Source organism: Streptomyces sp. NPDC046925, assembly GCF_040644915.1.
Classification (GTDB): Bacteria; Actinomycetota; Actinomycetes; order Streptomycetales; family Streptomycetaceae; genus Streptomyces.
Genome location: NZ_JBEYWZ010000018.1, coordinates 146,767 through 172,471 on the forward strand (window position 1 = coordinate 146,767; position 25,705 = coordinate 172,471).

The 25,705-nt window shown below is 71.1% G+C and carries 24 protein-coding genes; 11 read left to right on the forward strand and 13 right to left on the reverse strand.

The genetic code is table 11. The features are described from left to right. The first annotated feature begins 34 nt into the window (after positions 1–34). Positions 35–553 carry a hypothetical protein gene (locus ABZ906_RS42400; RefSeq protein ID WP_361195712.1) on the forward strand — a complete coding sequence of 173 codons (519 nt, stop codon included), beginning with the start codon at positions 35–37 and terminating at the stop codon, positions 551–553. 73 nt (positions 554–626) lie between these two features. Here ABZ906_RS42400 and ABZ906_RS42405 read toward each other — a convergent pair whose 3' ends face one another. Next, on the reverse strand, positions 627–1,235 hold the full coding sequence (locus ABZ906_RS42405) for a hypothetical protein (RefSeq protein ID WP_361195710.1): 609 nt from the start codon (positions 1,233–1,235) through the stop codon (positions 627–629). Positions 1,236–1,473: 238 nt separating this feature from the next. Here ABZ906_RS42405 and ABZ906_RS42410 point away from each other — a divergent pair, with 238 nt between their 5' ends. After that, entirely contained in the window at positions 1,474–4,302 is a 2,829-nt protein-coding gene (locus ABZ906_RS42410) for a penicillin acylase family protein (RefSeq protein ID WP_361392023.1), read from the forward strand. A gap of 12 nt (positions 4,303–4,314) precedes the next feature. On the opposite strand, the gene ABZ906_RS42415 is transcribed toward ABZ906_RS42410, so the two are convergent. From ABZ906_RS42415 to ABZ906_RS42430, 4 genes are all read right to left on the reverse strand, one after another. Further along, on the reverse strand, positions 4,315–5,586 hold the full coding sequence (locus ABZ906_RS42415; RefSeq protein WP_361195707.1) for a serine-threonine protein kinase: 1,272 nt from the start codon (positions 5,584–5,586) through the stop codon (positions 4,315–4,317). Positions 5,587–5,639: 53 nt separating this feature from the next. After that, positions 5,640–6,956, reverse strand: a complete 1,317-nt coding sequence (locus tag ABZ906_RS42420; RefSeq protein ID WP_361392026.1) for an MFS transporter — start codon at positions 6,954–6,956, stop codon at positions 5,640–5,642. 50 nt (positions 6,957–7,006) lie between these two features. Then, positions 7,007–8,329, reverse strand: a complete 1,323-nt coding sequence (locus ABZ906_RS42425) for an erythromycin esterase family protein (RefSeq protein WP_361392029.1) — start codon at positions 8,327–8,329, stop codon at positions 7,007–7,009. Positions 8,330–8,435: 106 nt separating this feature from the next. Next, positions 8,436–9,704, reverse strand: coding sequence for a DUF1343 domain-containing protein (locus ABZ906_RS42430; RefSeq protein WP_361392032.1), 1,269 nt, complete (start codon positions 9,702–9,704; stop codon positions 8,436–8,438). Positions 9,705–9,859: 155 nt separating this feature from the next. On the opposite strand from ABZ906_RS42430, the gene ABZ906_RS42435 reads away from it, so the two are divergent. The 3 genes from ABZ906_RS42435 to ABZ906_RS42445 are packed head-to-tail and all read left to right on the forward strand — an operon-like array spanning position 9,860 to position 12,962. Next, on the forward strand, positions 9,860–10,627 hold the full coding sequence (locus tag ABZ906_RS42435) for an SDR family oxidoreductase (RefSeq protein WP_361392082.1): 768 nt from the start codon (positions 9,860–9,862) through the stop codon (positions 10,625–10,627). Then, a complete protein-coding gene (locus tag ABZ906_RS42440) occupies positions 10,624–12,345 on the forward strand; it encodes an AMP-binding protein (protein WP_361392035.1) in 1,722 nt (573 codons plus the stop codon). Before ABZ906_RS42435 ends, ABZ906_RS42440 begins: the two co-directional genes overlap by 4 nt. A gap of 20 nt (positions 12,346–12,365) precedes the next feature. After that, positions 12,366–12,962 carry a TetR/AcrR family transcriptional regulator gene (locus ABZ906_RS42445; RefSeq protein WP_361195698.1) on the forward strand — a complete coding sequence of 199 codons (597 nt, stop codon included), beginning with the start codon at positions 12,366–12,368 and terminating at the stop codon, positions 12,960–12,962. A 20-nt stretch (positions 12,963–12,982) separates the two neighbouring features. Here ABZ906_RS42445 and ABZ906_RS42450 read toward each other — a convergent pair whose 3' ends face one another. From ABZ906_RS42450 to ABZ906_RS42460, 3 genes are all read right to left on the reverse strand, one after another. After that, positions 12,983–14,197, reverse strand: coding sequence for an acyl-CoA dehydrogenase family protein (locus tag ABZ906_RS42450; RefSeq protein WP_361195696.1), 1,215 nt, complete (start codon positions 14,195–14,197; stop codon positions 12,983–12,985). A 7-nt stretch (positions 14,198–14,204) separates the two neighbouring features. Then, a complete protein-coding gene (locus ABZ906_RS42455) occupies positions 14,205–15,236 on the reverse strand; it encodes a phosphotransferase family protein (RefSeq protein WP_361392038.1) in 1,032 nt (343 codons plus the stop codon). Between the two features lie 231 nt (positions 15,237–15,467). After that, complete coding sequence (locus ABZ906_RS42460) at positions 15,468–15,764, reverse strand: hypothetical protein (protein ID WP_361392041.1); 297 nt, start codon at positions 15,762–15,764, stop codon at positions 15,468–15,470. Positions 15,765–15,950: 186 nt separating this feature from the next. Here ABZ906_RS42460 and ABZ906_RS42465 point away from each other — a divergent pair, with 186 nt between their 5' ends. Beyond that, the gene (locus tag ABZ906_RS42465; RefSeq protein WP_361195691.1) at positions 15,951–16,907 is read left to right on the forward strand and encodes an NADP-dependent oxidoreductase; all 957 of its coding nucleotides are present in this window, start codon (positions 15,951–15,953) and stop codon (positions 16,905–16,907) included. Between the two features lie 47 nt (positions 16,908–16,954). On the opposite strand, the gene ABZ906_RS42470 is transcribed toward ABZ906_RS42465, so the two are convergent. The 5 genes from ABZ906_RS42470 to ABZ906_RS42490 are packed head-to-tail and all read right to left on the reverse strand — an operon-like array spanning position 16,955 to position 19,649. Further along, entirely contained in the window at positions 16,955–17,290 is a 336-nt protein-coding gene (locus ABZ906_RS42470; RefSeq protein ID WP_361195689.1) for a DUF202 domain-containing protein, read from the reverse strand. Continuing rightward, entirely contained in the window at positions 17,287–17,679 is a 393-nt protein-coding gene (locus ABZ906_RS42475) for a DUF202 domain-containing protein (RefSeq protein ID WP_361195687.1), read from the reverse strand. Before ABZ906_RS42475 ends, ABZ906_RS42470 begins: the two co-directional genes overlap by 4 nt. A 9-nt stretch (positions 17,680–17,688) precedes the next feature. Continuing rightward, complete coding sequence (locus tag ABZ906_RS42480; protein ID WP_361392044.1) at positions 17,689–18,234, reverse strand: NUDIX domain-containing protein; 546 nt, start codon at positions 18,232–18,234, stop codon at positions 17,689–17,691. Positions 18,235–18,252: 18 nt separating this feature from the next. Further along, positions 18,253–19,026: a glucose 1-dehydrogenase gene (locus tag ABZ906_RS42485; protein ID WP_361195683.1), complete on the reverse strand. Its 774-nt coding sequence runs from the start codon at positions 19,024–19,026 to the stop codon at positions 18,253–18,255. Next, positions 19,023–19,649, reverse strand: coding sequence for a helix-turn-helix domain-containing protein (locus tag ABZ906_RS42490; RefSeq protein WP_361392046.1), 627 nt, complete (start codon positions 19,647–19,649; stop codon positions 19,023–19,025). Before ABZ906_RS42490 ends, ABZ906_RS42485 begins: the two co-directional genes overlap by 4 nt. A gap of 129 nt (positions 19,650–19,778) precedes the next feature. On the opposite strand from ABZ906_RS42490, the gene ABZ906_RS42495 reads away from it, so the two are divergent. The 5 genes from ABZ906_RS42495 to ABZ906_RS42515 all read left to right on the forward strand — a co-directional run bounded on the left by ABZ906_RS42495 (position 19,779) and on the right by ABZ906_RS42515 (position 25,640). Continuing rightward, a complete protein-coding gene (locus tag ABZ906_RS42495) occupies positions 19,779–21,434 on the forward strand; it encodes an FAD-binding dehydrogenase (RefSeq protein WP_361392049.1) in 1,656 nt (551 codons plus the stop codon). A 211-nt stretch (positions 21,435–21,645) separates the two neighbouring features. Continuing rightward, positions 21,646–22,629, forward strand: coding sequence for a hypothetical protein (locus tag ABZ906_RS42500; protein WP_361392052.1), 984 nt, complete (start codon positions 21,646–21,648; stop codon positions 22,627–22,629). Positions 22,630–22,670: 41 nt separating this feature from the next. Continuing rightward, the gene (locus tag ABZ906_RS42505; RefSeq protein WP_361392055.1) at positions 22,671–24,245 is read left to right on the forward strand and encodes an APC family permease; all 1,575 of its coding nucleotides are present in this window, start codon (positions 22,671–22,673) and stop codon (positions 24,243–24,245) included. Positions 24,246–24,397: 152 nt separating this feature from the next. After that, the gene (locus ABZ906_RS42510; protein WP_361392085.1) at positions 24,398–25,063 is read left to right on the forward strand and encodes a molybdopterin-dependent oxidoreductase; all 666 of its coding nucleotides are present in this window, start codon (positions 24,398–24,400) and stop codon (positions 25,061–25,063) included. Beyond that, positions 25,035–25,640: a cytochrome b/b6 domain-containing protein gene (locus ABZ906_RS42515; RefSeq protein ID WP_361195673.1), complete on the forward strand. Its 606-nt coding sequence runs from the start codon at positions 25,035–25,037 to the stop codon at positions 25,638–25,640. Before ABZ906_RS42510 ends, ABZ906_RS42515 begins: the two co-directional genes overlap by 29 nt. Positions 25,641–25,705 lie beyond the last annotated feature (65 nt).

Below are 25,705 nucleotides of genomic sequence, written 5' to 3' on the forward strand. Positions count from 1 at the left end.
ACAGCACAGACGACGACACACAGGGGGAGGGCCGATGGGAATCGCCATCTGCTCGTTGAAGTGGGACGCCGCCCGCACCGGGCCGCAGAAGATCACGTACGACAGCGACGGCTACCACCTGGTGCGGTTTCCCTACCAGGACGCCGAGGAGTCGTACGACCCGTGGCACATGCACGACCCCGGCAAAGGGGCCACCAACCCGTCCCGGTTCCCGGACCCGCGGTCCGGGCTCATCTGGCCGAGCCACGACGGCTGGGGCACCCTGTCGGCGATGATCTTCTGGGAGCCGAGCTCCCGGTCCACGGAGTACCGCGCGCGCTATGTGCGCGATCCGCTCGGCGGCTCCACGGGGTACGACTCGACGGCCACCACCGACTGGACGTCCACCAAGGGCGGGCAGTACCGCACGCACACCTGGCAGATGTTCGTCCACCCCCAAACACCGCTCGGCCTGAAGATATCGGCGCGCGGCACGGGCGACGTGAAGATCGCCGCGCCGCTCATGTTCGCCGAGTTCAAGCTGGCCATACAGACGGATGTGGTGACGCCCTAGCCGGCGTGCGCCCGGGCGTCACCGGACGGCCGGTTGTTCGTCGATCGGCCGGCCGTCGTCGATCGGAGGGTCGTCACGCCGAGATCAGCGGCCGTTCCCGTGGTGCGCGTGCCCGTGCCATGGCCGCGGGCGTGAGCACCGGGTCGGGCACCACGATTCCGCAGCCCGTGCAGACGGCGCCCGAGGAGGGCTCGTGCGCCAGGCCGTGCGTCCAGACGAGCCCGGAGCGGGTGCACACCGGGCAGACCGTGCCCGGCTCCCGCTCGAGCGCCGCGATCAGCCGGCGCAGGACTTCGGCGAGTGGTTCGGAGGGGTGGATGCCGGGGTCGTCGCACCAGGCGACCCCGAACCCGCCCCAGGTGCAGCGGTGCCAGTCGTCCACGCTGCCGGGCCTGCGGAGCCCGTCGTGCTTCTCCTTGCGGCGGCGTTGCGCGAAGCCCTCCTCGTAGGCGAGCCACACCGCACGCGCCGCTTCCAGTTCGTCGAGCGCGGCCACGAGCCGCGCCGGGTCGGGCGACCGGTCCTCGGGCCCGAAGCCCGCCCGGGAGCACAGATGGTCCCAGGTCGCCCGGTGGCCGTAGGGGGCGAATCTCTCCAGGCACTTGCGCAGTGAGTACCGTCGCAGTGCCAAATCGCTCAGCGGATCGCGCACCTGTCTCGCGAGACTCCGGAATCCGGCCATCGCCCTGCACCTCCGTCGCACGTTCTCGGACGTTGCCGAGTAGACGTATCGACTTGCGATTCGGCTCCCTCGACTTCCATTCGATTTTCGATGGACGACATAAGACGGCGGTGAGCTGGAGCTATGTGGTGGTTCTGAAAAAGCGACGCATGTTCATCTTCCCGGTTCGGCAACCCGCCAGTAACCTCCGCCTCAACTCCACCCCACAGGAGCACAAGCGGAGCCCAGAGGAGCACACATGCGACGACGCATCGTCCGGCTCAGAACCCTCACCGCCACAGCGGCACTCGCGCTCGCCGCCTCCCTCCTCTCGCCGCAGCCGGGGAGCGCCGCCGACGAGCCGCCGCCTGCCGCCGACTACTGCGAGGGGCAGTGCGCGGACGTCCTTCCGCCCGGCGCGAGCGGCAACGCCACCCTCGCCGAGATACTCGCCCACCGCGTCTTCGGCACCCAACCCGCACACGCGGAAGACCAGTTGGGCCCCTACGACAAGCTCTCCTCCGGCTATCCGTCCCTCACCGACGACAAGCTGACGGAGTTCTTCAACGACGCGTCCTTCGGCGTCCGCGACGGCCAGGTCGCCTCCGTCACCAAGCCCCGCGACGACGTGACGATCACCCGCGACAAGAAGTACGGCATCCCGCACATCAAGGGCAGCACGCGCTACGGCACCGAGTTCGGCGCGGGCTTCGCGGCCGGGCAGGACCGGCTCTGGCTCATCGATCTCTTCCGGCACATCGGCCGCGGCCAGCTGACCTCGTTCGCGGGCGGCGCCCCGGCCAACCAGGGCCTGGAGCAGCAGTTCTGGCCGCAGGCCCCGTACACGGAAGAGGACCTGGAGAAGCAGGTCGAGTACATCAAGTCGACGCAGGGCGAGCGCGGCAAGCAGGCCATGGAGGACGCGCAGGCCTACATCGACGGGCTCAACGCCTACCGCACGAAGTCGAAGAACGGCCGCTACTTCCCCGGCGAGTACGTCCTCACCGGCAAGATCGACGCGATCACCAACGCCGGCGAGATCGAGCCCTTCAAGGTCACCGACATGATCGCGCTCGCCTCCGTGGTCGGCGGGCTCTTCGGCAACGGCGGCGGCGGAGAGGTCGACGCGGCGCTCTCGCTCCTCAAGGCACAGGAGAAGTACGGCGTCGAGAAGGGCACGCAGGTCTGGGAGTCCTTCCGCGCCCGCAACGACCCCGAGTCCGTCCAGACGATCCACGACGGCACGAGCTTCCCCTACGCGGGCAAGCCCGAGAACGCGCGCGGCACCGCGATGCCCGACCCCGGCTCGGTCGAACGCGAACAGCTGGTCTACGACCGCGAGGGCGGCGCCAAGCCCACCTCCGGGGACAAGGCCCTCAAGGACCCGGTGAAGGCCCCCGAGAAGCTCAAGCCGCTCCAGGGCATGTACGACAAGGGCGTCCTGCCCTCGGACCTGTTCCAGCGGGACGGCCAGAAGAAGGGCATGTCGAACGCTCTCGTCGTCTCCGGGAAGCACACCGCGAGCGGCAACCCGGTCGCCGTCTTCGGCCCGCAGACCGGCTACTTCGCCCCGCAGCTGCTCATGCAGCAGGAGCTCCAGGGCCCCGGCATCAGCGCACGCGGCGTCTCCTTCGCGGGCGTCGGCATGTACGTCCAGCTGGGGCGCGGCCAGGACTACGCCTGGTCGGCCACGTCCGCCGGGCAGGACATCACCGACACGTACGCCGTCGAGCTGTGCGAGCCGGGCGGCGGCACCCCCACCAAGCAGTCCGCCCACTACCTGCACCACGGCACCTGCACTCCCATGGAGAAGATGGAGCGCAAGAACGCCTGGAAGCCGACCGTCGCCGACTCCACGGCCGCCGGCTCCTACCGCATGCAGGTGTTCCGCACGAAGTACGGCGTGGTGACGCACCGCGCGAGCGTCGGGGGCAAACCCGTCGCGTACGTCTCGCTGCGCTCCACCTACCGCCACGAGGCCGACTCGATCATCGGCTTCCAGATGCTGAACGACCCGACGTACGTCAAGGACGCGTCGACGTTCAAGAAGGCAGCCCAGAACATCAGCTACGCCTTCAACTGGTTCTACGCCGACTCGCGCGACACCGCGTACTACAACAGCGGCGCGAACCCCGAGCGCGCCAAGGACATCGACCCCGCGCTTCCCGTGAAGGCACAACAGGCCTACGAATGGCGGGACTTCGACCCGGAGAACAACACATCGGCGCAGACCCCGGCGGCCGAGCACCCGCAGTCCGTCAACCAGGACTACTACATCTCCTGGAACAACAAACAGGCCAAGGACTTCAGCACGGCGGGCTTCGGCGTGAGCGCCGTGCACCGGGGTGACCTGCTCGACGGGCGGGTGAAGAAGCTCACCGAGCAGGGCGGCGTCACGCGGGCCAAGCTGACGCAGGCCATGTCCGAGGCGGCGGTCACCGATCTCCGCGGCGAGCAGGTGCTTCCCGAGCTCCTGAAGGTGCTGCGGAGCAAGCCCGTCACCGACCCCGCGCAGGCCAAGGCCGTACAGCAGCTGGAGGCCTGGCAGCAGGCCGGGTCGCAGCGCAACCAGACGGCGGCGGGCTCCAAGAAGTACGCCCACCCCGACGCCGTACGCATCATGGACGCCTGGTGGCCCCTGCTGATCGAGGCCGAGTTCAAGCCGGGCATGGGCAAGGATCTCTACGACTCGCTGACGGCGCAGCTCGGCACCGACGAGTCGCCGTCGGCCGGGCACGGCCCGACCGGCGCGCATGCCGGATCGGCCTTCCAGTACGGCTGGTGGGGCTTCGCCGACAAGGATCTGCGGTCCGTGCTCGGAGAACCCGTGAAGGGCGGGCTCGGCGAGAAGTACTGCGGCGAGGGGAAGCTGGACGCCTGCCGTGACGCGCTCCTGACCACCCTCACGCAGGCCGCGGCCAAGCCCGCGAACGAGGTCTACCCCGGCGACGCGAGCTGCTCGGCGGGCGACCAGTGGTGCGCGGACTCGGTCATCCACCGGGCGCTGGGCGGCATCACGCACGGGCCGATCCAGTGGCAGAACCGGCCCACGTACCAGCAGGTCGTCGAGTTCCCCGAGCACCGCTAGAGGAAGCGGAGTTCAGCTACGGGCGATCCGCCCGGCGGCGAACACGACACGCGCCAGTTCCTCGTGGCAGATGTCGCTGTGCGCGCCGGCGGGCGGACCGCCCCGCCGCACCACCGCGGAGGCGTCCACGCTCACGCACCCCTTGGCGGGGACGGCCCGGCCCAGCTTGATGCGTTTGGCGCCGTCCACCGCCCGGAAGCCGTCGTAGCCGATGGCGCCCCAGCGCTCCCAGAGTCCGAGGAAGGTCGACGAGTCCCCGGCGAGCTTCGACGCCAGGGGGTAGATCTTGCCCAGGGCGTCGTCATGGCGGGAGTGGCAGGCCACCAGCGGTCCGTCGATCCGCCGCTGCACCCCGCTCAGGGCGCCGCTGCGGGAGGGTGCGTGCGGCAGGCGCTTGGAGAACGCGTAGTGCGAGAAGGCGCCCTGGAGCAGCGTCGTGGACTTCACGGTGCGCACCGACGCGGGCATCCCGCGCAGCGCGTACGACACGAGCCGTGCGCCGAAGCTGTGCCCGACGAGGTGCACCCGCACGTCGGGCGCCTCGCGGGCCAGCAGTCCGATCGCCGGGCCGAGGCCCAGCTGGCCCACCGATCCCGCCCGGCGTTTCATGGCGTAGTAGCTGGCCTGGCGCAGGAGTTCGTGCGCCCCGTTCCACAGGCGCCCCCGCAGGCTGCCGAAGAGCTCCTGCTGCCCGGTCTCCTCCATGGCGGCGGCGAACACCTGGCAGACCTCGACGGCGTCGTCGGTCAGCATGGCGGGCACGCCCGTCCAGATGTCGTCGGCGAAACGGTGGGCCGCGCTGTTCTGGTGCACGGCGACGAGATTGCGTACGTGGCGCCCGTACTCGTAGAGGCGCGAGGGCACCTCGGAACGGTCGGCGAGGAGCGCGCCGATGCGAAGGAGTTGGGCCTCGCCCTCAGGAAACGTTCCTGCAAGCAGCCGCATGGTCGGCTCGTCCAGCAGGGGGCCCGCGCCCGGTGCCGGGCCGGGGCCGGTGGCCGTCACGGAGGGTTCGAAGTCGGGTATGCGTTCGTCGGGGAAACGGATGGCGGGCCAGAGCACGCCCACATAGCCCAGGCGTACACGCGGTCCCGCGAGTCCCTGGCACGGCGCGAAGAACCGCCGGTAGAGGTCGGTAGCCATGTCTTGGTCGTTGTTCCAGCCGTGCGCCAGTACGAGGAGATCGGTGATGCGCTCGCGGCCCGCCTCGGCGAGGAGGCGGTCACGCTGCGTGGTGTTGACGTCCCCGTCGGCGTCGAAGGTCAGTTCCCAGTAGGGCTCCACGCGGTCATCGTCCTGCGGTACCGATGTACTGACCAGATGTCCCGCAGGGGAAGCTACGCCAGTTCCCGCTCGCGCGTTTCCGGCAGCGCGAGAACACACACCAGGGACACGACCGCCATCGCGCTCACGTACCAGCCCACCGACGAGGAGCCGAAAGCGGACTGCAGCCGCGTCGCCACCAGCGGGGAGACCGCGCCGCCGAGCACGCCGCCCAGGTTGTAGGCGAGCGAGGCGCCCGAGTAGCGCACGTTCGTGCCGAACAGCTCCGGCAGGTACGCGCCCATCGGCCCGTACACGACGCCCATGCAGAACAGCGCGCCGCCGATCGCCAGGGCCATGAGCACCGGCTGTTCGGTGTCCAGGAGGGGGAAGAGCACCAGGCCCCACACCACCGCGAGCCCGGCGCCCGCGAGGACGAGCCTGCGGCGGCCCGCGCCGTCGGAGCGGGTCGCGGCGAGCCACGTACCGGCCGCGAGGAAGAGACAGGCGAGCAGCGACAGACCGAGCATGGTGTTGCGGGAGACGCCGAGGGTGCCGGTGGCGTAGGCGAGGCAGTAGGTCGTCGCCGTGTAGAAGAGGCCGTACGCCACGATCATCCCGCCCGCGCCGAGCAGCAGTTCGCGCGGATGGCGCCGCAGCACGTCGAGCGTGGGGACCTTGCTGGCCTCCTGCGCCTCCATGACCTTCGCGAAGACCGGCGTCTCGCTGATGCGAAGCCGTACGAAGAGTCCGACGCCCACGAGCAGGAAGGAGAGCAGGAACGGCACGCGCCAGCCCCAGGAGCGGAACGCGTCGTCGGAGAGGACGGCGGAGAGCAGCCAGAAGACGCCGGTTGCCGCGAAGAACCCGACGGAAGGGCCGAGTTGCGGGAAGGCGGCATAGAGCCCGCGCTTCTTCTTCGGCGCGTGCTCCACCGCGAGCAGCGCGGCCCCGCCCCACTCGCCGCCGAGCCCGATGCCCTGGAGGAAGCGCAGCAGGATCAGCAGGACGGGCGCCCAGATGCCCAGCGTGCCGTAGCCGGGCAGGAGCCCCACGAGAGCCGTCGAGAGGCCCATGAGCAGCAGCGAGGCCACGAGCACCGACTTGCGCCCGACCCGGTCGCCGAAGTGCCCGAAGACCACGGAGCCGATGGGCCGCGCCGCGAACGCCACCGCGTAGGTGGAGAACGAGGCGAGGGTGGCGTTGACCGGGTCCAGGGTCGGGAAGAACGCCTCGTTCAGGACGAGGGCCGCCGCCGTGCCGTAGATGTAGAAGTCGTAGAACTCGATGGCCGTCCCGATGAAGGACGCGACGGCCACCCGGCGCAGGCTCTCGGGGCTTGCGTCCGGCTGGGTCTTCTCTGGTGAGATTTCGCTGTGCACGAGCGGCACTCAAGCGTTGGATGTATGGGGCAGTCAATACTTGGGACGGTCGGTCTCGGTCATTGAGACTGGCGGCGGGCAGCCGTGACGTCGTGCAGATGGACCAGGATGTCGTGCGAGGGCGCGAGCCGGATCGAGTAGGGCCCGTCCGGGTAGGCGGCGCCGATGCTCCGGGTGAGCCGCCCCTCGCCGAGCCACTTCCGGGCAGCCGCGGGAGCGGTCCGCAGGTCGAGGAAGTAGTCGTCGTGGCGGACCTTGTCGAGCGTGTACTCGTTCATGCCGCGCGGGGCCGCGCCCACGGAGCGGGGCTTCCACGTCTCGGACTCCGCGCTCTGCGCCATGAACGACCCCCGGGCGAAGGTGAACCCGATGCTGACGTACCGCCCGCCGAGCCGGTCGCGCAGGAAGGCGCCCTGCATCTTCGGATAGCGCGGATCGTAACTCTCGTACGAGACATGGGCGTTGTGCGCGGACAGGAGGACCTTGTCGCCGGTGTGCCGCTGCCACCACGCGGTGTTCTGTGCCATGAGGCGGTCGCGGTAGAGCATGGCGTCCTGCTGGCCCTCCGGGGTGTCCAGGGGGAAGGCGTAGATCGTGGCGGTCTGCGACACGGACCGGGCGTGGTGCAGCGCCATGGTGAACTCCCGGTCGGGCGATGCCGGTCGCAGGCCCTTCAGTAGCTTGAGTGCCTCCCGCGCCTGCCCGGCCAGCTTCCGCCGCTCCTCCAGGGGCCTGGCCATGTACGTGTCGCCGTCCGCGAGGCGGCGGATCGGCGCGTGGAGCCCGGTGATCCGGGGGAGCAGCGCGGGCTCGTGCGCGCGGACGTAGTCCTCGACCCCGTCGAACAGCTCGTGTCCGAGCTCGGGGTAGTTGAGGTCGTCGCCCATGAAGCGCACCCGGCGGTCCGGGTGCTCGTCGTTGTACGCGCGCATCCACGTCAGGAGCTCGACGTACTCCTCGGTGTCCCAGGGCGTCTTCGCCAGCTCCTTGTGCACGAGCTCGCGCACGTCCCCCTTGCCGCCGTTGACGTACGCGTCGAACCGCAGCCCCGTGGTCCAGCTGACCTCCTGGGCGAAGGTGGTGAACCCCTTCTCCTCCACGAGATAGCGGAACACCCGGTCCTTCATGGTGAAGAACTCGTGCGAACCATGTGTGGCCTCACCCAGGCCCACCACCTTTGCGTCACCGACCATCCGGCCCAGGGGGCGCAGGTCCCTGGTGGAGCCGCCGGGGTCGGTCGAGCGCAGGGGGTGGGCGGCGCGTTCGATCGCCGGGACCGGGTCCGCGGACTCGGCGGTGGCCGCTCGGGGGGCCACCAGAACCCCGAGGGCGAGCGTGCCCGCCAATGCCAGGGGGACCGTGCGCCGTGCCGTCCGTGCCATGCGGGATCTCCTCAACTCGGGTGTACGGAGCTGAAGATCACGATCCCGGCCCGCCAGGGGTGCCCGCCATCCGGCAGGCACCCCTCCCGCGGGTGGGGGCTGCCCCCTACCGGTAGTGCAGGTACCGCCTGCGCACGGCCCGGAAGCGCGCGAGGTCGTCCTGCCAGGCGCCCACCACCTCGTCCGTGCCCGCGCCCGCGTCGATCATGGTGCGGACCTGGGTCGAGCCGGTCAGCTTGTCGATCCAGTTGTCGGAGCGCCAGGCGAACCCGCTCCACGCCTTCTTGGCGGTCACCAGGAGCGCGATGCCGGTGCGCACCGGTTCGTACGCGTCGCGGTCGTGCACGTGCAGCTGGACGCCGCCGATCGTCTTGCCCGCGAACTTGGAGAACGTCGGCGCGAAGTAGGCCTCCCTGAAGTGCACGCCGGGCAGCCCCGCGTCATGGGCGGCGGCCGCCCACTTGCGGTCGATGCCCTCCGCGCCGAGCAGCTCGAAGGGGCGGGTCGTGCCGCGCCCCTCGGAGAGATTCGTGCCCTCGAAGAGGCAGGTGCCGCTGTACACCAGGGCGGTCTCGGGCGTGGGCATGTTCGGGCTAGGCGGCACCCACGGCAGCTCGGAGGCGTCGTAGAACTCCGAGCGCTTCCAGCCCGTCATCCGTACGGTCTCCAGCTCCACGGGACGCTCCAGGAACTCCCCGTTGAACAGCAGCGCGAGCTCCGTCACGGTCATCCCGTGCTGCTGCGCTATGGGCTGGCGCCCGACGAACGTCGCGAACTCCTTGTGCAGGACGGGCCCGTACGCGCCCCGCCCCGTCACCGGATTGGGCCGGTCGAGGACCACGAACCGCTTGCCCGCGAGCGCGGCCGACTCCATGCAGTCGAAGAGCGTCCAGATGTACGTGTAGAAGCGCGCACCAGCGTCCTGGATGTCGAAGACGATCGTGTCGACCCCGGCGGCCGTGAAGATGTCGGCAAGCGCCTTGCCGCTCTTCTGGTACGTGTCGTAGACGGGCAGACCGGTCGCCGGGTCGTCGTAGCGCCCCTCGGAGCCGCCCGCCTGCGCCGTCCCGCGGAAGCCGTGCTCGGGGCCGAAGACCGCGACCAGGTTCACGCGCTCGTCGGCGTGCATGACGTCGACGATGTGGCGCACGTCCCTGGTGACGCCGGTCGGGTTGGTGACGACGCCGACCCGTTCCCCGTCCAGGAGCGCGTAGCCGTCGGCGGCCAGGCGCTCGAAGCCGGTGCGCAGCCGCCGTCCGCCCCCGGAGCCGCCCCCGCCCGCCGCGGCGGACGCGGGGGCCGCCGAGGTGAGGGCCGTGGCGGTGGTGGCGGCCAGCAGGCCCCGTCTGGACAGGCTGCCTCGGGACAGGTTCATGCAGAGACCTCCGTGAGCGCGGTGGCTGTCATGGCCACGCACGCTAGCGCGCGGACCCGCCGCGGGGAACGAACCGTGCTGCCCGACCCCCTTCCATCCGCACATACCGACTGGTTAGTCTGCGATCACAGCGGAGCCGCAGTCGAAGGAGACTGATCGTGGAGACCCTGCAGGACAAGGGAGTTGTCGTCACCGGTGCCGGAGGCGGGATCGGGGCCGCACTGGCCCGCCGGTTCGCCGCCGCCGGGGCGCGCGTGGTGGTCAACGACCTGGACGCGGCCAAGGCCAAGACGGTGGCCGACGAGATCGGTGGCATCGCCGTACCGGGCGACGCGTCCACGATCGTGCCGGAGGCCAGAGAGGCCCTGAGCGGCACCGTCGACGTGTACTGCGCCAACGCGGGCCTCGGCTCGGGCGGCTCCGAGGCCGCCCCGGAGGAGGTCTGGGCCACGGCCTGGGACGTCAACGTCATGGCGCACGTCCGCGCGGCCCATGCCCTGCTCCCCGAGTGGCTTGAGCGCGGCAGCGGCCGTTTCGTCTCCACCGTCTCCGCGGCCGGTCTGCTCACCATGATCGGCGCCGCGCCCTACAGCGTCACCAAGCACGGCGCGTACGCCTTCGCCGAGTGGCTCTCGCTCACGTACCGCCACCGCGGGATCGACGTCCACGCGATCTGCCCCCAGGGCGTGCGCACCGACATGCTCGCCGCCACCGGCACCGCGGGCGACCTCGTGCTCACGCCCACCGCGATCGAGCCGGACGCCGTCGCGGACGCGCTCTTCGCCGGGATGGAGGAGAACCGCTTCCTGATCCTGCCGCACCCCGAGGTCGCCGAGTACTACCGCATCCGCGCCGCCGAGCCGGACAAGTGGCTCACCGGCATGAACCACATCCAGCAGAAGTGGGAGGCGGCACAGCGGTGAGCGAGGCGATCCCGACCACGTCCGAAGCCACCCCGACCGCGTCCATCTACGCCGCCAAACCCTGGCTGGGCCGCCTCTCCGAGGCCCAGCGCGGCCCGATCGAGCCCGCCGCCTCCGTCGTGCACGCCTTCCGTGCCTCGGTGCTCAGGGCCCCGGAGCACACGGCCCTCGCCTACTTCGACGGGCGTCTGAGCTACCGCGAGACGGACGCCCTCTCCGACTCCGTCGCCGGGCATCTGGCCGCCCGCGGGATCGGGCGGGGCGAGAGGGTCGCGATCCTCCTCCAGAACACCCCGCACTTCGTGATCGCGCTGCTCGGCGCGTGGAAGGCCGGCGCCACGGTCGTGCCGGTGAACCCGATGTACAAGTCGGCGGAGGTGCGGCACGTCCTCGCGGACGCCGACGTGACCGCGCTGATCTGCTCGGACCGCGCCTGGGAGACGTATCTGCGCGAGACGGCCGCGGCCTCTCCCGTACGCGTCGTGCTCACCGCCTGCCAGCTCGACCTCCAGACCCGGAACGACACCCGCGTCCTCGACCTCGAACGCCTCCCGCAGGCCGCCGACGCCGACGACCTGGTGACGGTCGCCCGGCAGGGGCTCCCGGCGCCCGGAGACCGGGTGCTCGGCCCCTCCGACGTCGCGCTGATCAGCTATACGTCGGGCACGAGCGGCACCCCCAAGGGCGCCATGAACACCCACGGCAACATCACCTACAACGCCGAGCGGCAGCGCACCGGCTCCGGCATCCCGGAAGGCGCCTGCTACTTCGCGATGGCGCCGCTCTTCCACATCACGGGCATGGTCGCGCAGGTCGCGGCCTGTCTGACCAACGCGGGCACCCTCGCGCTCGCGTACCGCTTCGAGGCCGGGGTGGTCCTCGACGCCTTCGCCGAGCACAAGCCGGCGTACACCGTGGGCCCCTCCACGGCCTTCATGGCGCTCGCCGCCCACCCCGCCGTGACTCGGGAGCACTTCGACTCCTTCGTGATGATCTCCTCGGGCGGCGCGCCGCTGCCGCCCGCCCTGGTCGAGAAGTTCCGTGCGGGATTCGGCCCCTACATCCACAACGGCTACGGCCTCACCGAGTGCACCGCGCCCTGCGCCTCCGTGCCGCCTGGCCTTCAGGCGCCGGTCGACCCGGTCTCCGGCACGCTGGCCGTCGGCGTCCCCGGCCCGGAGACGGTCGTCAGGATCGTCGACGACCACGGCGCGGACGTCCCCTTCGGGGAACAGGGCGAGATCACCGTGCGCGGCCCGCAGGTCGTGCCCGGCTACTGGAAGCGCCCCGACGCCACGGACGAGGCGTTCCCCGACGGCGAGCTGCGCACCGGCGACATCGGCTTCATGGACGCGCAGGGCTGGCTCTACGTGGTCGACCGCAAGAAGGACATGATCAACGCGTCCGGTTTCAAGGTATGGCCGCGCGAGGTGGAGGACGTCCTCTACAGTCACGCAGCCGTCCGTGAGGCGGCGGTGATCGGTGTCCCGGACAGCTACCGCGGCGAGACGGTCAAGGCCTTCGTCAGCCTGCGCCCGCAGGCCGACGTGGCCCCGGACGAGCTCGCGGCGTACTGCAAGGAACGGCTCGCGGCGTACAAGTACCCCCGCGCGGTCGAGATCCTGCCGGAGCTGCCGAAGACCACAAGTGGGAAGATCCTCCGGCGGGAACTGCGTTCCCGCGACGACGCGAACTCCCGGCACGACGAGAGCCGGTAACCGAAAGGCAGGTGGCGGCAGTGGCAGCCAGGACGACGGACGGTGACGGCACGCCCGTCCCGCAGCGGCTGCTCGCCGCCGCCACGCGGCTCTTCGCCGACCGCGGCTACGACCGTACGTCGGTGCAGGAGATCGTGGAGTCGGCAGGCGTCACCAAGGGCGCGCTCTACCACTACTTCGGCTCCAAGGACGATCTCCTGCACGAGGTGTACGCGCGCGTCCTGCGCGTCCAGCAGGAGCGTCTGGACGCCTTCGCGAACGCCGACGCGCCGATCGAGCAGCGGGTGCGGGACGCGGCGGCGGACGTGGTCGTCACGACGATCGACAACCTCGACGACGCCTCGATCTTCTTCCGCTCCATGCACCATCTGAGCCCGGAGAAGAACAAGCAGGTACGCTCCGAGCGCCGCCGCTACCACGAGCGGTTCCGCGCCCTGATCGAGGAGGGCCAGGAAGCAGGCGTCTTCTCCAAGGCGACCCCGGCGGACCTGGTGGTGGACTACCACTTCGGCTCGGTCCACCACCTGTCCACGTGGTACCGCCCCGATGGCCCGCTCACCCAGCAGCAGGTCGCCGACCACCTGGCGGACCTGCTGCTGAGGGCGTTGCGGCCGTAGTGCCGTAGGAGCAGGGACCCCTACAGGTACTGCTTCAGCTCCCGCCGGGCCAGCGACCGCTGGTGCACCTCGTCGGGCCCGTCGGCAAGACGCAGGGTCCGCGCGGACGCCCACAGCTCGGCGAGCGGGAAGTCCTGGCTGACGCCCCCGGCGCCGTGCAGCTGGACGGCCTGGTCGAGGATGTCGACGACCGTGCGCGGGGTGGCGATCTTGATGGACTGGATCTCCGTGTGCGCGCCCTTGTTGCCGACGGTGTCCATCAGCCACGCGGTCTTCAGGACGAGCAGCCGCAGCTGCTCCACCGCGACCCGCGCGTCGGCGATCCACTCCTGTACGACGCCCTGCTGGGCCAGGGGCTTGCCGAAGGCCGTACGCGCCACCGCGCGCTTGCACATCAGCTCGATGGCCCGCTCGGCCATGCCGATCAGGCGCATGCAGTGGTGGATGCGGCCCGGACCCAGGCGCGCCTGGGCGATGGCGAAGCCGCCGCCCTCCTCGCCGATCAGGTTGCTCACGGGGACCCTGGCGTGGTCGAAGACGACCTCCGCGTGCCCGCCGTGGGAGTGGTCCTCGTAGCCGTACACCTGCATCGCCCGGCGGACCTCGACGCCGGGGGTGTCGCGCGGCACGAGCACCATGGACTGCTGGCGGCGCGGGTCGGCGTTCCCGGGGTCCGTCTTGCCCATCAGGATGAAGATCTGGCAGTCCGGGTTCATGGCCCCGGAGATGTACCACTTGCGCCCGGTGATGACGTACTCGTCGCCCTCGCGCTCGATGAGCGTCGTGATGTTCGTGGCGTCGGACGAGGCCACCTCCGGCTCGGTCATCGCGAACGCCGAGCGGATCTCACCGGCGAGCAGCGGCTCCAGCCAGCGCTTCTTCTGCTCGTCGTTGCCGAACTGGGCAAGGACCTCCATGTTGCCGGTGTCCGGTGCCGCGCAGTTCAGCGCGGTGGGCGCCAGGTGCGGGGAGCGGCCGGTGATCTCGGCGAGCGGGGCGTACTGGAGGTTGGTGAGCCCGGCGCCGTGCTCGGCGTCCGGCAGGAAGAGGTTCCACAGGCCCTGCTTGCGGGCCTCGGCCTTCAGCTCGCCGACGATGGCCGGGGTGTCCCAGGGGGAGTCGAGGAGAGCGCGCTGCTCGTCGGCGACCTGCTCCGCCGGGTAGACGTGCTCGTCCATGAAGGTCAGGAGCCGGTCGCGCAGCTCCTCGGTGCGGGCGTCGAATGCGAAGTCCATGGCTGTCTCAGCCTTCCTGTCGTCCCTGGAGGGTGGTGAGGCCGTGCTCGATGAAGACGGGGACCAGCTCCCCGATGCGGTCGAAGCCCGCGCCGACCGTCTGGCCGAGCGTGTACCGGTAGTGGATGCCCTCCAGGATCACGGCGAGCTTGAACCACGCGAACGCCGTGTACCAGGAGACCGCGGAGACGTCGCGCCCCGAGCGCGCGGCGTACCGCTCGATCAGCTCGGCGGCGTCCGGGTGTCCGGGCGCGCCCGCCGTGGTGCTGATGGGGGAGTCGGGCAGTTCGAGCTTCGTGCTGTACATGACGAGCAGGCCCAGGTCGGTGAGCGGATCGCCGAGGGTGGACATCTCCCAGTCGAGGATCGCCTTGATCCGGTCGTCGTCGCCGATCAGGACGTTGTCGAGGCGGTAGTCGCCGTGCACGACGGTGGCCGCGGGCGACGCGGGAAGCTGCCGCCCCAGGGCGGCGTGCAGCTCGTCGATCCCCGCCAGGTCGCGGTTGCGTGAGGCGTCCAGCTGCTTGCCCCAGCGGCGCAGCTGGCGGTCCAGGAAGCCGTCGGGCCGCCCGAAGTCGCCGAGGCCGACCGCCTCCGGGTCCACGGAGTGCAGGTCGACGAGGGTGTCGACGAGGCCGAGCACCGCGGCCCTGGTCCGCTCGGCGCCGAGCGGGGCGAGCTCCTGCGCGGTGCGGTAGGGGGTGCCGTCCACGAACTCCATGACGTAGAAGGGCGCGCCGAGCACGGCGTCGTCCTCGCAGAGCAGCAGCGGGGCCGGCACCGGCACGTCGGTGCCGTGCAGCGCGCTGATCACCCGGTGCTCGCGCTTCATGTCGTGCGCGGTCGCGAGCACGTGCCCGAGCGGCGGCCGCCGTACGACCCAGCGCGTGGCGCCGTCCGTCACGGCGTACGTGAGGTTCGACCTGCCGCCCTCGATGAGCCGGGCGGTGAGCGGTCCGCCCACGAGGCCCGGCCGCTCGCGGTCCAGATGGCCGCGCAACTGGTCGAGGTCGAGGCCTGGTGGATGGTCTGAGCTCATCTTCGCTCCTGGTCGGACGGTGTCGGACGGTCGTGGTGGAATGCCGCGCTGCGTCGCGCTGACGTTCATGATGCCGACCAGTCGGTATGTAGTCCAGAGCGCAGTGGGAACGTGATCAGGGTCGCGGTGGCGTCAGGCCCCCCGGACATGGCGATCCCCCGCCACAGACTGCCAGTCGGCGCCCGTGCGGGGGAAGTCGGCAACCCGTGCGGGGGAAGTCGGCAATGAGCCTCAGTGATCGTCCCAGTGGCCCTCGTGGGCCGCGTGCCGGTGGCCGTCGTGGACGTAGTCGACGTGGTCCCCGTGCAGCACCGAGTCGTGCCCGCAGCCCTCGCCGTGCTTGTGGTCGTGCCCCTCGTGGACGGCGTGCTCGGCGGGCTCGCACTCGTCCCAGTGGCCGGAGTGCAGGCGGTGCATGTGGCCGTCGTGCGCGTAGTCGACGTGGTCGCCGTGCGGCACCTCGGCGTGGCCGCAGGCCGGGCCGTGGACGTGCTCGTGGACGGGGTGTTCGTGGTGGAGCGTGGTCATGGCGCGTGCACCTTCTGTGAGGGCTGCGGGAGGGGAGTGACCCTCTCAGGCTAGTACTCAATGCCCGTTTGGTGTGGATATGGAAGCCTTGTTGATGTTTCAGCTTCCGACCACCGGACCACCGGACCACCGCACCCCGGCCCGCACGGGCCGTCCCACGAAGGCGCTCCCCATGAAGCCGACCTCATGAAGGCCATCAGCTACCTCCACTACGGAGGGCCCGAAGTCCTCGAGTACGGCGATGTGCGCGACCCCAAGGTCGGCCCCGACTCCGTCCTGGTGAAGGTACGCGCCGCCTCGGTCAACCCCGTCGACTGGAAGTGCATGGCGGGCCACCTCGACGGCATCCTCGACCCCGTCTACCCGGTGATCCCCGGCTGGGACGTCGCGGGCGTCGTGGTGCAGCCGGGCGCCGCCGTCCCGGAGTTCGCGGTGGGGGACGAGGTCATCGGCTACGTACGTGAGGACTTCCTCTCGCGCGGTACCTTCGCCGAGTACGTCGCGGCCCCCGTGCGCACCCTCGCCCGCAAGCCGCGCAACCTCACCTTCGAGGAGGCGTCCGGCCTTCCGCTCGCCGGGCTCACCGCCTTCCAGGTGATCACCAAGACGCTCGCGGTGACGGAGGGCGACGTCGTCCTCGTGCACGCGGCGGCCGGCGGGGTCGGCTCGATCGCCGTCCAGCTGGCCCGGCACGCGGGCGCCCGCGTCATCGGTACCGCCAGCGAGCGCAACCACGACTTCCTGCGCGAACTGGGCGCGGAACCGGTCACCTACGGCGACGGTCTCACCGAACGGGTGCGGGCCCTGGCCCCGGAGGGCGTGGACGCGGCCTTCGACACGGTCGGCGGCGACACCCTCAGGGCCTCCGCCGCGCTCCTCGCGCCCGGCGGCCGTCTCGCGTCGATCGCGGACGGAGCGGTGATCGGGCTCGGCGGCCACTACTGCTTCGTGCGCCCGGACGCCGACGACCTCCAGCGCCTGGCGCAACTCGCCGAACAGGACGTCGTCACCGTCCACGTCTCGGAGACGTTCCCGCTGGAGCGGGCCGCGGACGCCTACCGCCTGAACGCGGAGGGCCGTACGCGCGGCAAGATCGTCGTCACGGTGGACTGGACGTCCGAGGACGGACCCGCCGAGCACTGAGGGCGCTCCGGAGTCGGTTCCGTGTGCGCTTAACGCCACAGAACAGCTCAGAACACCATGGCCGTCGCGCACACCGCGAGCGCCATCGTGCACAGCGCCGCCGTCGCCGCGGCCCGCGCCGGAAGCCGCCGCGGCCTGCTGGTGGCCGCGAGGTCGGTCATCCTGCGATGCGCCACGCCCAGGAAACCGAGCCACAGGAGCAGGCAGAGGGCGCAGGCGATCACGGCCACCGCGGTGGTGCCTTCTTGCAGCACGGCCCGCGCGGCCAGGACCGCCGCGACGGTGCAGGAGAGGGTCGTACGCCGCCACGCGAGCCGCGTGCGCTCCGGCTGGAGCCCCGGATCACGCTCCGGGACCCGTACCTCGTCGCCCCGGTCCGTCACCCCTCCCACCCGAAGAGCACGACGACGACCATGGCGAGCGCCACGACCGCGACGGCCAGGCTCAGGACGGTCGGGAAGCGCGAGACGGGCAGATCCTCGCCGCGCCGCATGGCCCGCTCGCAGCGCACCCAGTGGTTGACCGCCCGCAGCGAGCTGAGCACGCCCGCGGCGAGCAGCGCGAGGGCGAGCCCGATGCGCCACCCCCAGCGCAGATCGGGCAGGAACTGGTCCACGGCGAAACCGCCCCCGATGAGGGCGAGCGCGGTGCGCAGCCAGGCGAGGAAGGTCCGCTCGTTGGCGAGCGAGAAGCGGTAGTCGGGGGTGTCGCCCTCGTCGCGGATCCGCTCGGGCGCGAACCACAGACGAAGGCCTTGTACGAAGTTGCTCACCAGCCGACCCTAGCTGGCGCGATAGGCCCGCAGCCGTTCGTAGGCGGCGAGCCCGTCGGGCACCCACGCCCAGTCGCCGAGGCGCTCCTCCAGCTCCCCGTCGGTGATGAAGGCGTGCCAGTCGACCTCCTCGACCTGCGGGTCCACGGGCACATCGCAGCGCACCTCGTAGAGGTACGACCACCAGGTGTGCCCCGCGCCGTCGTTGTACAGGAACTTGAACAGCGGCCTGGGACGCGGGAGTCCGCGGACGCCGAGCTCTTCCTCCGCCTCGCGCAGGGCCGCCTCGTCGTACGACTCGCCGGCCCCGACGACTCCGCCGACGAACATGTCGTACATCGAGGGGAAGACCAGCTTGGTCGGGGTGCGCCGGTGCACGAAGACGCGGCCTTGCGCATCCCGCGCCTGGATGAACACGCAGCGGTGGCGAAGACCGCGCGCGTACGCCTCGCCGCGCGGGGCCTCGCCCACGACCTCGTCGTTCTCGTCGACGATGGACAGGATCTCTTCACTGGGGTCGGGCACAGGCCGGCTGTTCGTGGTCATACCGGCCATCCAACCGCACCGCCGGTCTCACTGACCCATGACGTACTTCACGGTGGGCCCCGCGGTCCAGCCGCCGTCCACGGCGAGCTCGGCGCCGGTCACGTACGACGCGGCGTCCGAGAGCAGGAAGATCATGGCGCCCGCGATCTCGTGCGGCTCGCCGACCCGGCCCATCGGGGTGTTGGGGTACTTGCCCTCGCCCTTCTCGATGCCCACCTGCGCGGTCATCGGGGTGTACGTCATGCCCGGGTGGACGGAGTTGACGCGGATACGGGCGGTGCCGAGCTCCACGGCGCCGGTCTTGGTCAGGCCCCGGACGCCCCACTTGGAGGCGCCGTATCCCGCGGTGAGCGCGAGGCCCATCAGACCGGCCGCCGACGAGATGTTGACGATGGAGCCGCCGCCGGCCTCCTTCATGGCCGGGATGACGCTCTTCATGCCGATGAACACGCCGGTGAGGTTGATGTCGAGCACCTTGCGGAAGTGCTCGACGGACTCCGACTCCAGGAACTGGCCGGTGGATATACCGGCGTTGTTGACCAGGCCGTGGACCCCGCCGAACTCCGCGACCGCCAGCTCCACCACGCGCTGCCAGTCCGCCTCCGACGTCACGTCGTGGTGCGCGAAGCGGGCGCGCTCGCCGAGCTCGGCGGCGGTGACCTCGCCCTCCTTGTCGAGGACGTCGGTCAGGACGACGTTCGCACCGGCGGCGACCGCCTGGCGTGCCGCCTCGGCGCCCAGGCCGCGCGCCGCGCCGGTGATGATGACGGTCCTGCCGGTGAGGTCGTGCGGTTGGCTCATGGTTCTCTCCGTGGGGCTGGGGCCCGCAGCAGGGCCATGGTCGTCTCTACGAGGTCGGCGAGGAAGAGCTCCTCGCCGGTCAGGGGGGTGGTGCCGGCCAGGTACTGACCGGCGCGGTCGGCCATGGCGGCGCCGACGAGGGTGAGGGCCAGGTCCAGGCGTTCGAGCCGGACCGGTTCCGGGAGCGCGGCGAGGCAGTCCTCCGCGCGGCCGATGAGCTCCCAGTAGACGGTTTTGTCGATGGTGGGGTGCGGGGTCCGGGTGCGTACGCCGCTCTCGTGGCTGAGCTGGGCGGAGATCCGCAGACAGCGGCGGCCCCGCTCGGTGCGCAGCTCGGTGGCCTCCGCGGCCACGAGGGCGGCGAGCAACCCGCGGAGTCCGTCCGGCGCCTGTGCCAGCTCCGCCGCGAGCACTTTCTCCGTACGAGTCTGGCGCTCGGCCATGACGGCGTCCACCAGGGCGGCCCTGCTGCCGAAGTGGTACTGCACGGCGGAGGGATTGCTCTGGCCCGCGAGCCGGACGATGTCCCGCAGCTGCGCGCCGTGCACGCCCTGGACGGCGAACACTTCCTCGCCCGCGCGGATCAGCTTCTCCCGGGTTTCGGGTCCCGATGTCCTGGCCATGCCGCCATAGTAATGCTGGCCATTATTAAAAGCGAGGCGCTGTTCAGAGGGCCAGACGGTTGACGCCGGTCCCGCCGTTACTCAGGATCTGAACTCACCAGTAAGCCGCTGCTTAGGAGGAACCCCCGGATGGCCTACGACGCAGACGTCATCGTGATCGGCGCGGGTCTCGCGGGCCTCGCGGCCACCGCGGAACTCGTCGACGCGGGCCGCCGGGTCATCCTTCTCGACCAGGAGCCCGAGCAGTCGCTCGGCGGCCAGGCGCACTGGTCCTTCGGAGGGCTCTTCTTCGTCGACTCCCCGGAGCAGCGCAGGCTCCGCATCAAGGACTCGCACTCCCTGGCCCTCCAGGACTGGATGGGCACGGCCGCCTTCGACCGGCCCGAGGACCACTGGCCGCGCACATGGGCCGAGGCGTACGTCGACTTCGCGGCGGGCGAGAAGCGGTCCTGGCTGCACGGGCAGGGCGTGCGCTTCTTCCCCGTGGTCGGCTGGGCGGAGCGCGGCGGCTACGACGCGCAGGGCCACGGCAACTCCGTGCCGCGCTTCCACATCACCTGGGGCACCGGGCCCGGCCTCGTCGCCCCCTTCGAGCGCCGGGTCCGCGAAGGCGTCGCCCGCGGCCTGGTCCAGCTCAAGTTCCGCCACCGCGTCTCGGGCCTGACCCGCAGCGCGGGCAGCGTCGACACCGTCACCGGTGAGATCCTCGAACCCTCCGGCGCCGAGCGCGGCACGCCCAGCAGCCGCGAGGCCACCGGGTCCTTCGAGTTCAGGGCCCAGGCGGTGATCGTCACCTCCGGCGGCATCGGCGGCAACCACGACCTCGTACGCGCCAACTGGCCCGAGCGCCTGGGCACCCCGCCCCAGCGGATGGTCTCCGGCGTGCCCGCGCACGTCGACGGGCGGATGCTCGGCATCACCGAGGAGGCGGGGGCGCGGCTCATCAACCGCGACCGCATGTGGCACTACACCGAGGGCATCCAGAACTGGAACCCCATCTGGGACAACCACGGCATCCGCATCCTGCCCGGCCCCTCGTCCCTCTGGCTCGACGCGCGCGGCGACCGCCTTCCCGTGCCGCTCTTCCCCGGCTTCGACACCCTCGGCACGCTCGAACACATCATGCGGTCCGGGTACGAATACACGTGGTTCGTGCTCAACCAGCGCATCATCGGCAAGGAGTTCACGCTCAGCGGCTCCGAACAGAACCCCGACCTCACGGGCAAGTCCGTGCGCGGCGTCATCGACCGGGCGCGCGCCGACGTGGCCGCCCCGGTGAAGGCGTTCATGGACAACGGCGCCGACTTCGTCGTGGAGAAGGACCTCTCCTCCCTGGTGCGCGGCATGAACGCACTCACGAAGGAACCCCTCATCGACGAGGCCGCGCTGCGGCGCACGATCACCGCCCGCGACCGCGAGATCGCCAACCCCTTCACCAAGGACCTCCAGGTCACGGCGATCCACGGCGCCCGCAAGTTCCTCGGCGACCGGCTCATCAGGGCCGCGGCGCCGCACCGGATCCTCGACCCCAAGGCGGGCCCGCTCGTCGCGGTGCGGCTCAACATCCTCACCCGCAAGACCCTCGGCGGCCTGGAGACCGACCTGTCCTCGCGCGTCCTGACCGAGGGCGGCGAACCGCTCCCCGGCGTGTACGCGGCGGGGGAGGCGGCCGGATTCGGCGGCGGGGGAGTGCACGGCTACCGCTCGCTGGAAGGCACCTTCCTCGGCGGCTGCCTCTTCTCGGGGCGCACGGCGGGCCGCGCGGCCGCCAAGTCGGTGAGCTGACGGGCGCGTTCATCGCGTCGCACGGTGCTCCACGCCGCTTGTCCGAATCGTGTCCTGGCGGGTAACTCCGCAGGTCGGGGGTGAAGTCCGGAGATTTTGAAACGAGTTGGTGAAGGGCGTGAACGTGGGCTGACCTTGACTGGAGGGCTGCCTACCGGTTTGCTGTGCGTGATCATCCGTACGCGAACCGCGCCGGGGAGGAAGTCCCGCGGTGTCACCACCCCCACCCCCCCTGGGCCGATCCCGCAAGCGGGCGGCCCACGCCTTCGACCCCGCGCTCGACGACGCCGAACTGGCGGACGCGCGCACCGCACTGACCCAGGGCCGCTGGAGCGAGGTCCGCGCACTGCTCGCCGCGACCGGCGACGACTGGGACCGCAGGGGTCACCGCTTCGACGTACTCGCGCAGGAACAGACCACCGCCGCCTGGGCCCGTGACTGGCAACTCGCCGAGCCGGAAAGCACCGATGCCGCGCTGCTGCTCGCCTACGCCTCCGTGCACCGCGCGCTGCGCGGCAAGGGGCGCTCGGAGAAGGCGCGGGACGCCTGCCGTGCGGTGTCCGCGCTCCTTCCCGCCGACCCCACGCCGTGGCTCGCGCTGCTGGCCCTCGAACGCTCCCTGGGCCGCGAGGAAGACGTGGTCCGGCTCTTCGACGAGGTCCGCCACCGGCACCCCGAGCACCACCACGCCCACCACCTGATGGTGGCCAGGCTCGCCGAGCGGCGCCCCGCGGCGGGCCAGGACCCCCTGCACGAGGTGTACGACTTCGCCGCCTGGGCCGCCGAACAGGCGCCCGCCGACTCGCCGTTGGCGGTCCTGCCCGTCGTCGCCCACGCCGAGCGCTACCGCGTCCTCGCCACCGCGGGCAGCGAGCCCGGCGACCCGGTGGCCTCCGGACACTGGACGGGACGCCGGGCCCGCCAGGTCATGAAGGCCGCCTTCGACTGGTGGCTGGAGTGGGAGATGCCCGACAGCCCGGCAAACGGCGGCCCCGGGACCACCACCCACCCGCGCTGCCGCGTCGACCTGAACTTCCTCGCCCACGCCAAGTTCTGCGAGGGCAGAGCGGCCGAATCGGCCGCCCTCTTCCACCGCATCGGGCGCCACGCGACCCCAGCCCCCTGGTCGTACCCGGACCGGGACCCGTACAAGGCGTTCACCGCCGCGCGCGGCGCCGCGCGCGGCTCCGCCTGACCCACCGCACCAACCGGCCCACCCGAAAGGACAACCGCGCCATGGCGACGGGCAGTTCGAGCAGCACGAGCGACACGAGACCTGCCGGCAAGGCCGCCGGCGGCAGCGGGATCAGCACGTACAAGGGCCAGGAGACGGCCCTGCGCGCCGGTCGCCTGGGCACGGCGGGCCTCCTCCTGTCCGTGCTCGCCGCGACCGGGCCGCTCATGGTCGTCGCGGGTGTCATGCCCACTACGTACGGCGTGATGGGTGTCGTCGGACAGCCGCTGCTCTTCCTCGTCCTCGGCGTGGTCCTCGGCCTGTTCAGCTTCGGTTACGCCGAGATGAGCCGCCACGTCCACAACGCGGGCGCCTTCTACGCGTACATATCCAGGGGCCTGGGCGGCACCGCGGGCGCCGGTGCCTCGCTCGTCGCGCTCGTGGCCTACAGCGTGCTCCAGGCGGGCCTCTACGGCCTCCTCGGCTTCGAGGTGTCCGGGCTGATCGACACGTACTTCGACGTCGAAGTCGCCTGGTGGATACCGGCCCTCGTCACCGTCGCCGTGGTCGCCGTCCTCGCCTGGCTGAAGATCGACCTGAACGCGCGCGTGCTCGGCGTCCTGCTGCTCATCGAAGTGGCGCTCGTCGTCATCTTCGACATCGCGGCCATCGCGGACCCGGCCAAGGAAGGCCTGTCCCTGCACGCGTTCAACCCGGAGACCCTCACCGGCGCGGGCGTCGCCACCTCCCTCTGCTTCTGCATCGCCGCCTTCACCGGCTTCGAGCAGGCCCCCGTGTACGCGGAGGAGACCAGCCGCCCGCAGGTCGTCGTCGCCCGCGTGATGTTCTTCGCCGTCGGCTTCGTCGCGATCTTCTTCGCGATCAGCTCCTGGGCGCTCACCGTCGCCGCGGGACCCTCCGGCATCGTCCCCGCCGCACAGGAACAGAGCGCGGGGCTGCTCTTCGGGCTCACCGAGTCCCGGCTCGGCGGCACCTTCACCGACGTGCTCCATGTCCTGTTCGTGACCGGCATGTTCGCCGCGATCCTCTCCTTCCACAACGTGGTCGCGCGGTACGCCTTCGCCATGGGCCGCGAGGGTCTGCTGCCCGCCGCCTTCGGCAAGACGAACACCGCCACCGGCGCGCCCGGCACCGGCTCCCTGCTCCAGACGATCGTCTCCGTCGTCGTCGTGATCGCCTTCGCGGTGACCGACGACGGCGGGTTCGGCGACCCGACCGCGCCGGTCCTGCACCTGTTCACCTGGGGCGGCAACGTCGGCGCCCTGGGCGTCATCCTCCTGATGGCCACGGCGTCCGTCGCGGTCATCGTCTTCTTCGTGCGGCGCGGTGCGGCGCGCGCGCAGGTCTGGCGCATCACCGCGTCCGCCCTCGCCGCGGTCGGCCTGTTCGTCATCGCGGGCTTCACCGTCAAGGACTTCGACGTCCTGGTCGGCGCGGGCCCCGGCTCGGCGCTCAGCTGGGTGCTGCCCGGCATCATCCTGCTCGCCGCGGTGATCGGCGTGGTCTACGGCGCGATCCTGCGCTCGACCAAGCCCGACGCGCACGCCAGGATCGGCCTGGGCAACGAGGCGTTCCAGCTGGAGAAGGCGTCGGAGACACCGCCCGGCCAGGCATGACGGAAACCTGACGAAACGCTGACGGACCCCCGCGGCCCCTGTACCCACGGTGCCGCGGGTGCTCGAATCGGAGGGTGACGACTTCCCCTCCCAACCGGCCCCAAGAGGACCACGGCGGCGGCACGCCGGTCGGCCGCCGCCTGGTCCTCGGCATGCTCGGCCTCGGCGTCGCGGGTGTGGCCGCGGCGCCGCCGCTCCAGCGCGGCCTGGAATCCTTCCTGGGCGCCGCGTCCGACAAGGACCCCACGGGCCTGACGGACCTGCTCCCCAACGGCGGCGGCTTCCGCTACTACTCGGTGGCCGCGTCCGTCCCGCACAAGAACGCCTCCACCTACCGCCTGAAGATCGACGGCCTGGTGGACCGCCCCGCGACGTACTCCCTGGCCGAGCTGCGCGCCCTGCCGCAGACCCGCATGGTGCGTGACGTCCAGTGCGTGACGGGCTGGCGGGTGCCGGGCACCCCCTTCGAGGGCGTACGCCTCTCCCGCATCCTGGACGCGGCGGGGGTACGCCCGACGGCCCGCGCCGTCCGCTTCACGTGCTTCGACGGCACCTACAGCGAGAGCCTCACGCTGAAACAGGCCCGGCGCAAGGACGTCCTCGTGGCCCTGCGGATGCAGGACAAGGACCTGGGACACAGCCACGGCGGCCCGGTCCGCCTCTATGTCGCCCCCATGTACTTCTACAAGTCGGCGAAATGGCTCTCCGGGATCACCCTGACCGACGAGGTGGAGACGGGTTACTGGGAGAAGCGGGGCTACGACGTCGACGCGTGGGTGGGTGATTCGAATGGCAGGGACGACAAGCCCACGGCTTGAGGCGGCCGCGGCGCGGGTGCGCAGGTTCAGCCCCGCCGAGCGCTGGGTGCACCGCATGACGGCGATCCTGATGGGCGTGTGCGTCGCGAGCGCCGCCTGCCTGTACGTCCCTCAGCTGGCCGAACTCGTGGGGCGCCGCGCGCTCGTGGTGACCGTCCACGAATGGTCGGGCCTGCTGCTCCCGGCCCCGTTCCTGGCGGGCCTCGCGTCCCGCGCCTTCCGCGGCGACCTGCGCCTCCTGAACCGCTTCGGGCCCTACGACAAGGCCTGGCTGCGGCGTCGCACCCGGCGGGCGGGCAAGTTCAACGCGGGCCAGAAGCTGTACGCGGGCTGGCTGGCCGGAGCGGTCCTGGTGATGCTGGGCACGGGCCTGCTGATGTGGTTCACGCATCTGACCCCCCTGGCCTGGCGCACGGGAAGCACGTTCGTCCACGACTGGCTGGCCCTCACCCTGGGCGTGGTGATCGCGGGCCACGTGGGGATGGCCTGGGCGGACCCGGAGGCGAGGCGGGGGATGCGGACCGGGTCGGTGGACCCGGAGTGGGCGGAGCGGGAGCATCCGCTCTGGCGCAGGTAGCGCAAACGCCGGGCTGCTGCCCGAGCGGATCGCACCGCCGCGCGGCACACTCGCCACCACCGCCT

Bases quoted from the DNA above. Each gene is read 5' to 3' on its own strand.
- ABZ906_RS42400 (WP_361195712.1), top strand. From the start codon at position 35: ATGGGAATCGCCATCTGCTCGTTGAAGTGGGACGCCGCCCGCACCGGG.
- ABZ906_RS42405 (WP_361195710.1), bottom strand. From the start codon at position 1,235: ATGGCCGGATTCCGGAGTCTCGCGAGACAGGTGCGCGATCCGCTGAGC.
- ABZ906_RS42410 (WP_361392023.1), top strand. From the start codon at position 1,474: ATGCGACGACGCATCGTCCGGCTCAGAACCCTCACCGCCACAGCGGCA.
- ABZ906_RS42425 (WP_361392029.1), bottom strand. From the start codon at position 8,329: ATGGCACGGACGGCACGGCGCACGGTCCCCCTGGCATTGGCGGGCACG.
- ABZ906_RS42430 (WP_361392032.1), bottom strand. From the start codon at position 9,704: ATGAACCTGTCCCGAGGCAGCCTGTCCAGACGGGGCCTGCTGGCCGCC.
- ABZ906_RS42450 (WP_361195696.1), bottom strand. From the start codon at position 14,197: ATGGACTTCGCATTCGACGCCCGCACCGAGGAGCTGCGCGACCGGCTC.
- ABZ906_RS42455 (WP_361392038.1), bottom strand. From the start codon at position 15,236: ATGAGCTCAGACCATCCACCAGGCCTCGACCTCGACCAGTTGCGCGGC.
- ABZ906_RS42460 (WP_361392041.1), bottom strand. From the start codon at position 15,764: ATGACCACGCTCCACCACGAACACCCCGTCCACGAGCACGTCCACGGC.
- ABZ906_RS42465 (WP_361195691.1), top strand. From the start codon at position 15,951: ATGAAGGCCATCAGCTACCTCCACTACGGAGGGCCCGAAGTCCTCGAG.
- ABZ906_RS42480 (WP_361392044.1), bottom strand. From the start codon at position 18,234: ATGGCCGGTATGACCACGAACAGCCGGCCTGTGCCCGACCCCAGTGAA.
- ABZ906_RS42485 (WP_361195683.1), bottom strand. From the start codon at position 19,026: ATGAGCCAACCGCACGACCTCACCGGCAGGACCGTCATCATCACCGGC.
- ABZ906_RS42490 (WP_361392046.1), bottom strand. From the start codon at position 19,649: ATGGCCAGGACATCGGGACCCGAAACCCGGGAGAAGCTGATCCGCGCG.
- ABZ906_RS42495 (WP_361392049.1), top strand. From the start codon at position 19,779: ATGGCCTACGACGCAGACGTCATCGTGATCGGCGCGGGTCTCGCGGGC.
- ABZ906_RS42505 (WP_361392055.1), top strand. From the start codon at position 22,671: ATGGCGACGGGCAGTTCGAGCAGCACGAGCGACACGAGACCTGCCGGC.
- ABZ906_RS42510 (WP_361392085.1), top strand. From the start codon at position 24,398: ATGCTCGGCCTCGGCGTCGCGGGTGTGGCCGCGGCGCCGCCGCTCCAG.
- ABZ906_RS42515 (WP_361195673.1), top strand. From the start codon at position 25,035: ATGGCAGGGACGACAAGCCCACGGCTTGAGGCGGCCGCGGCGCGGGTG.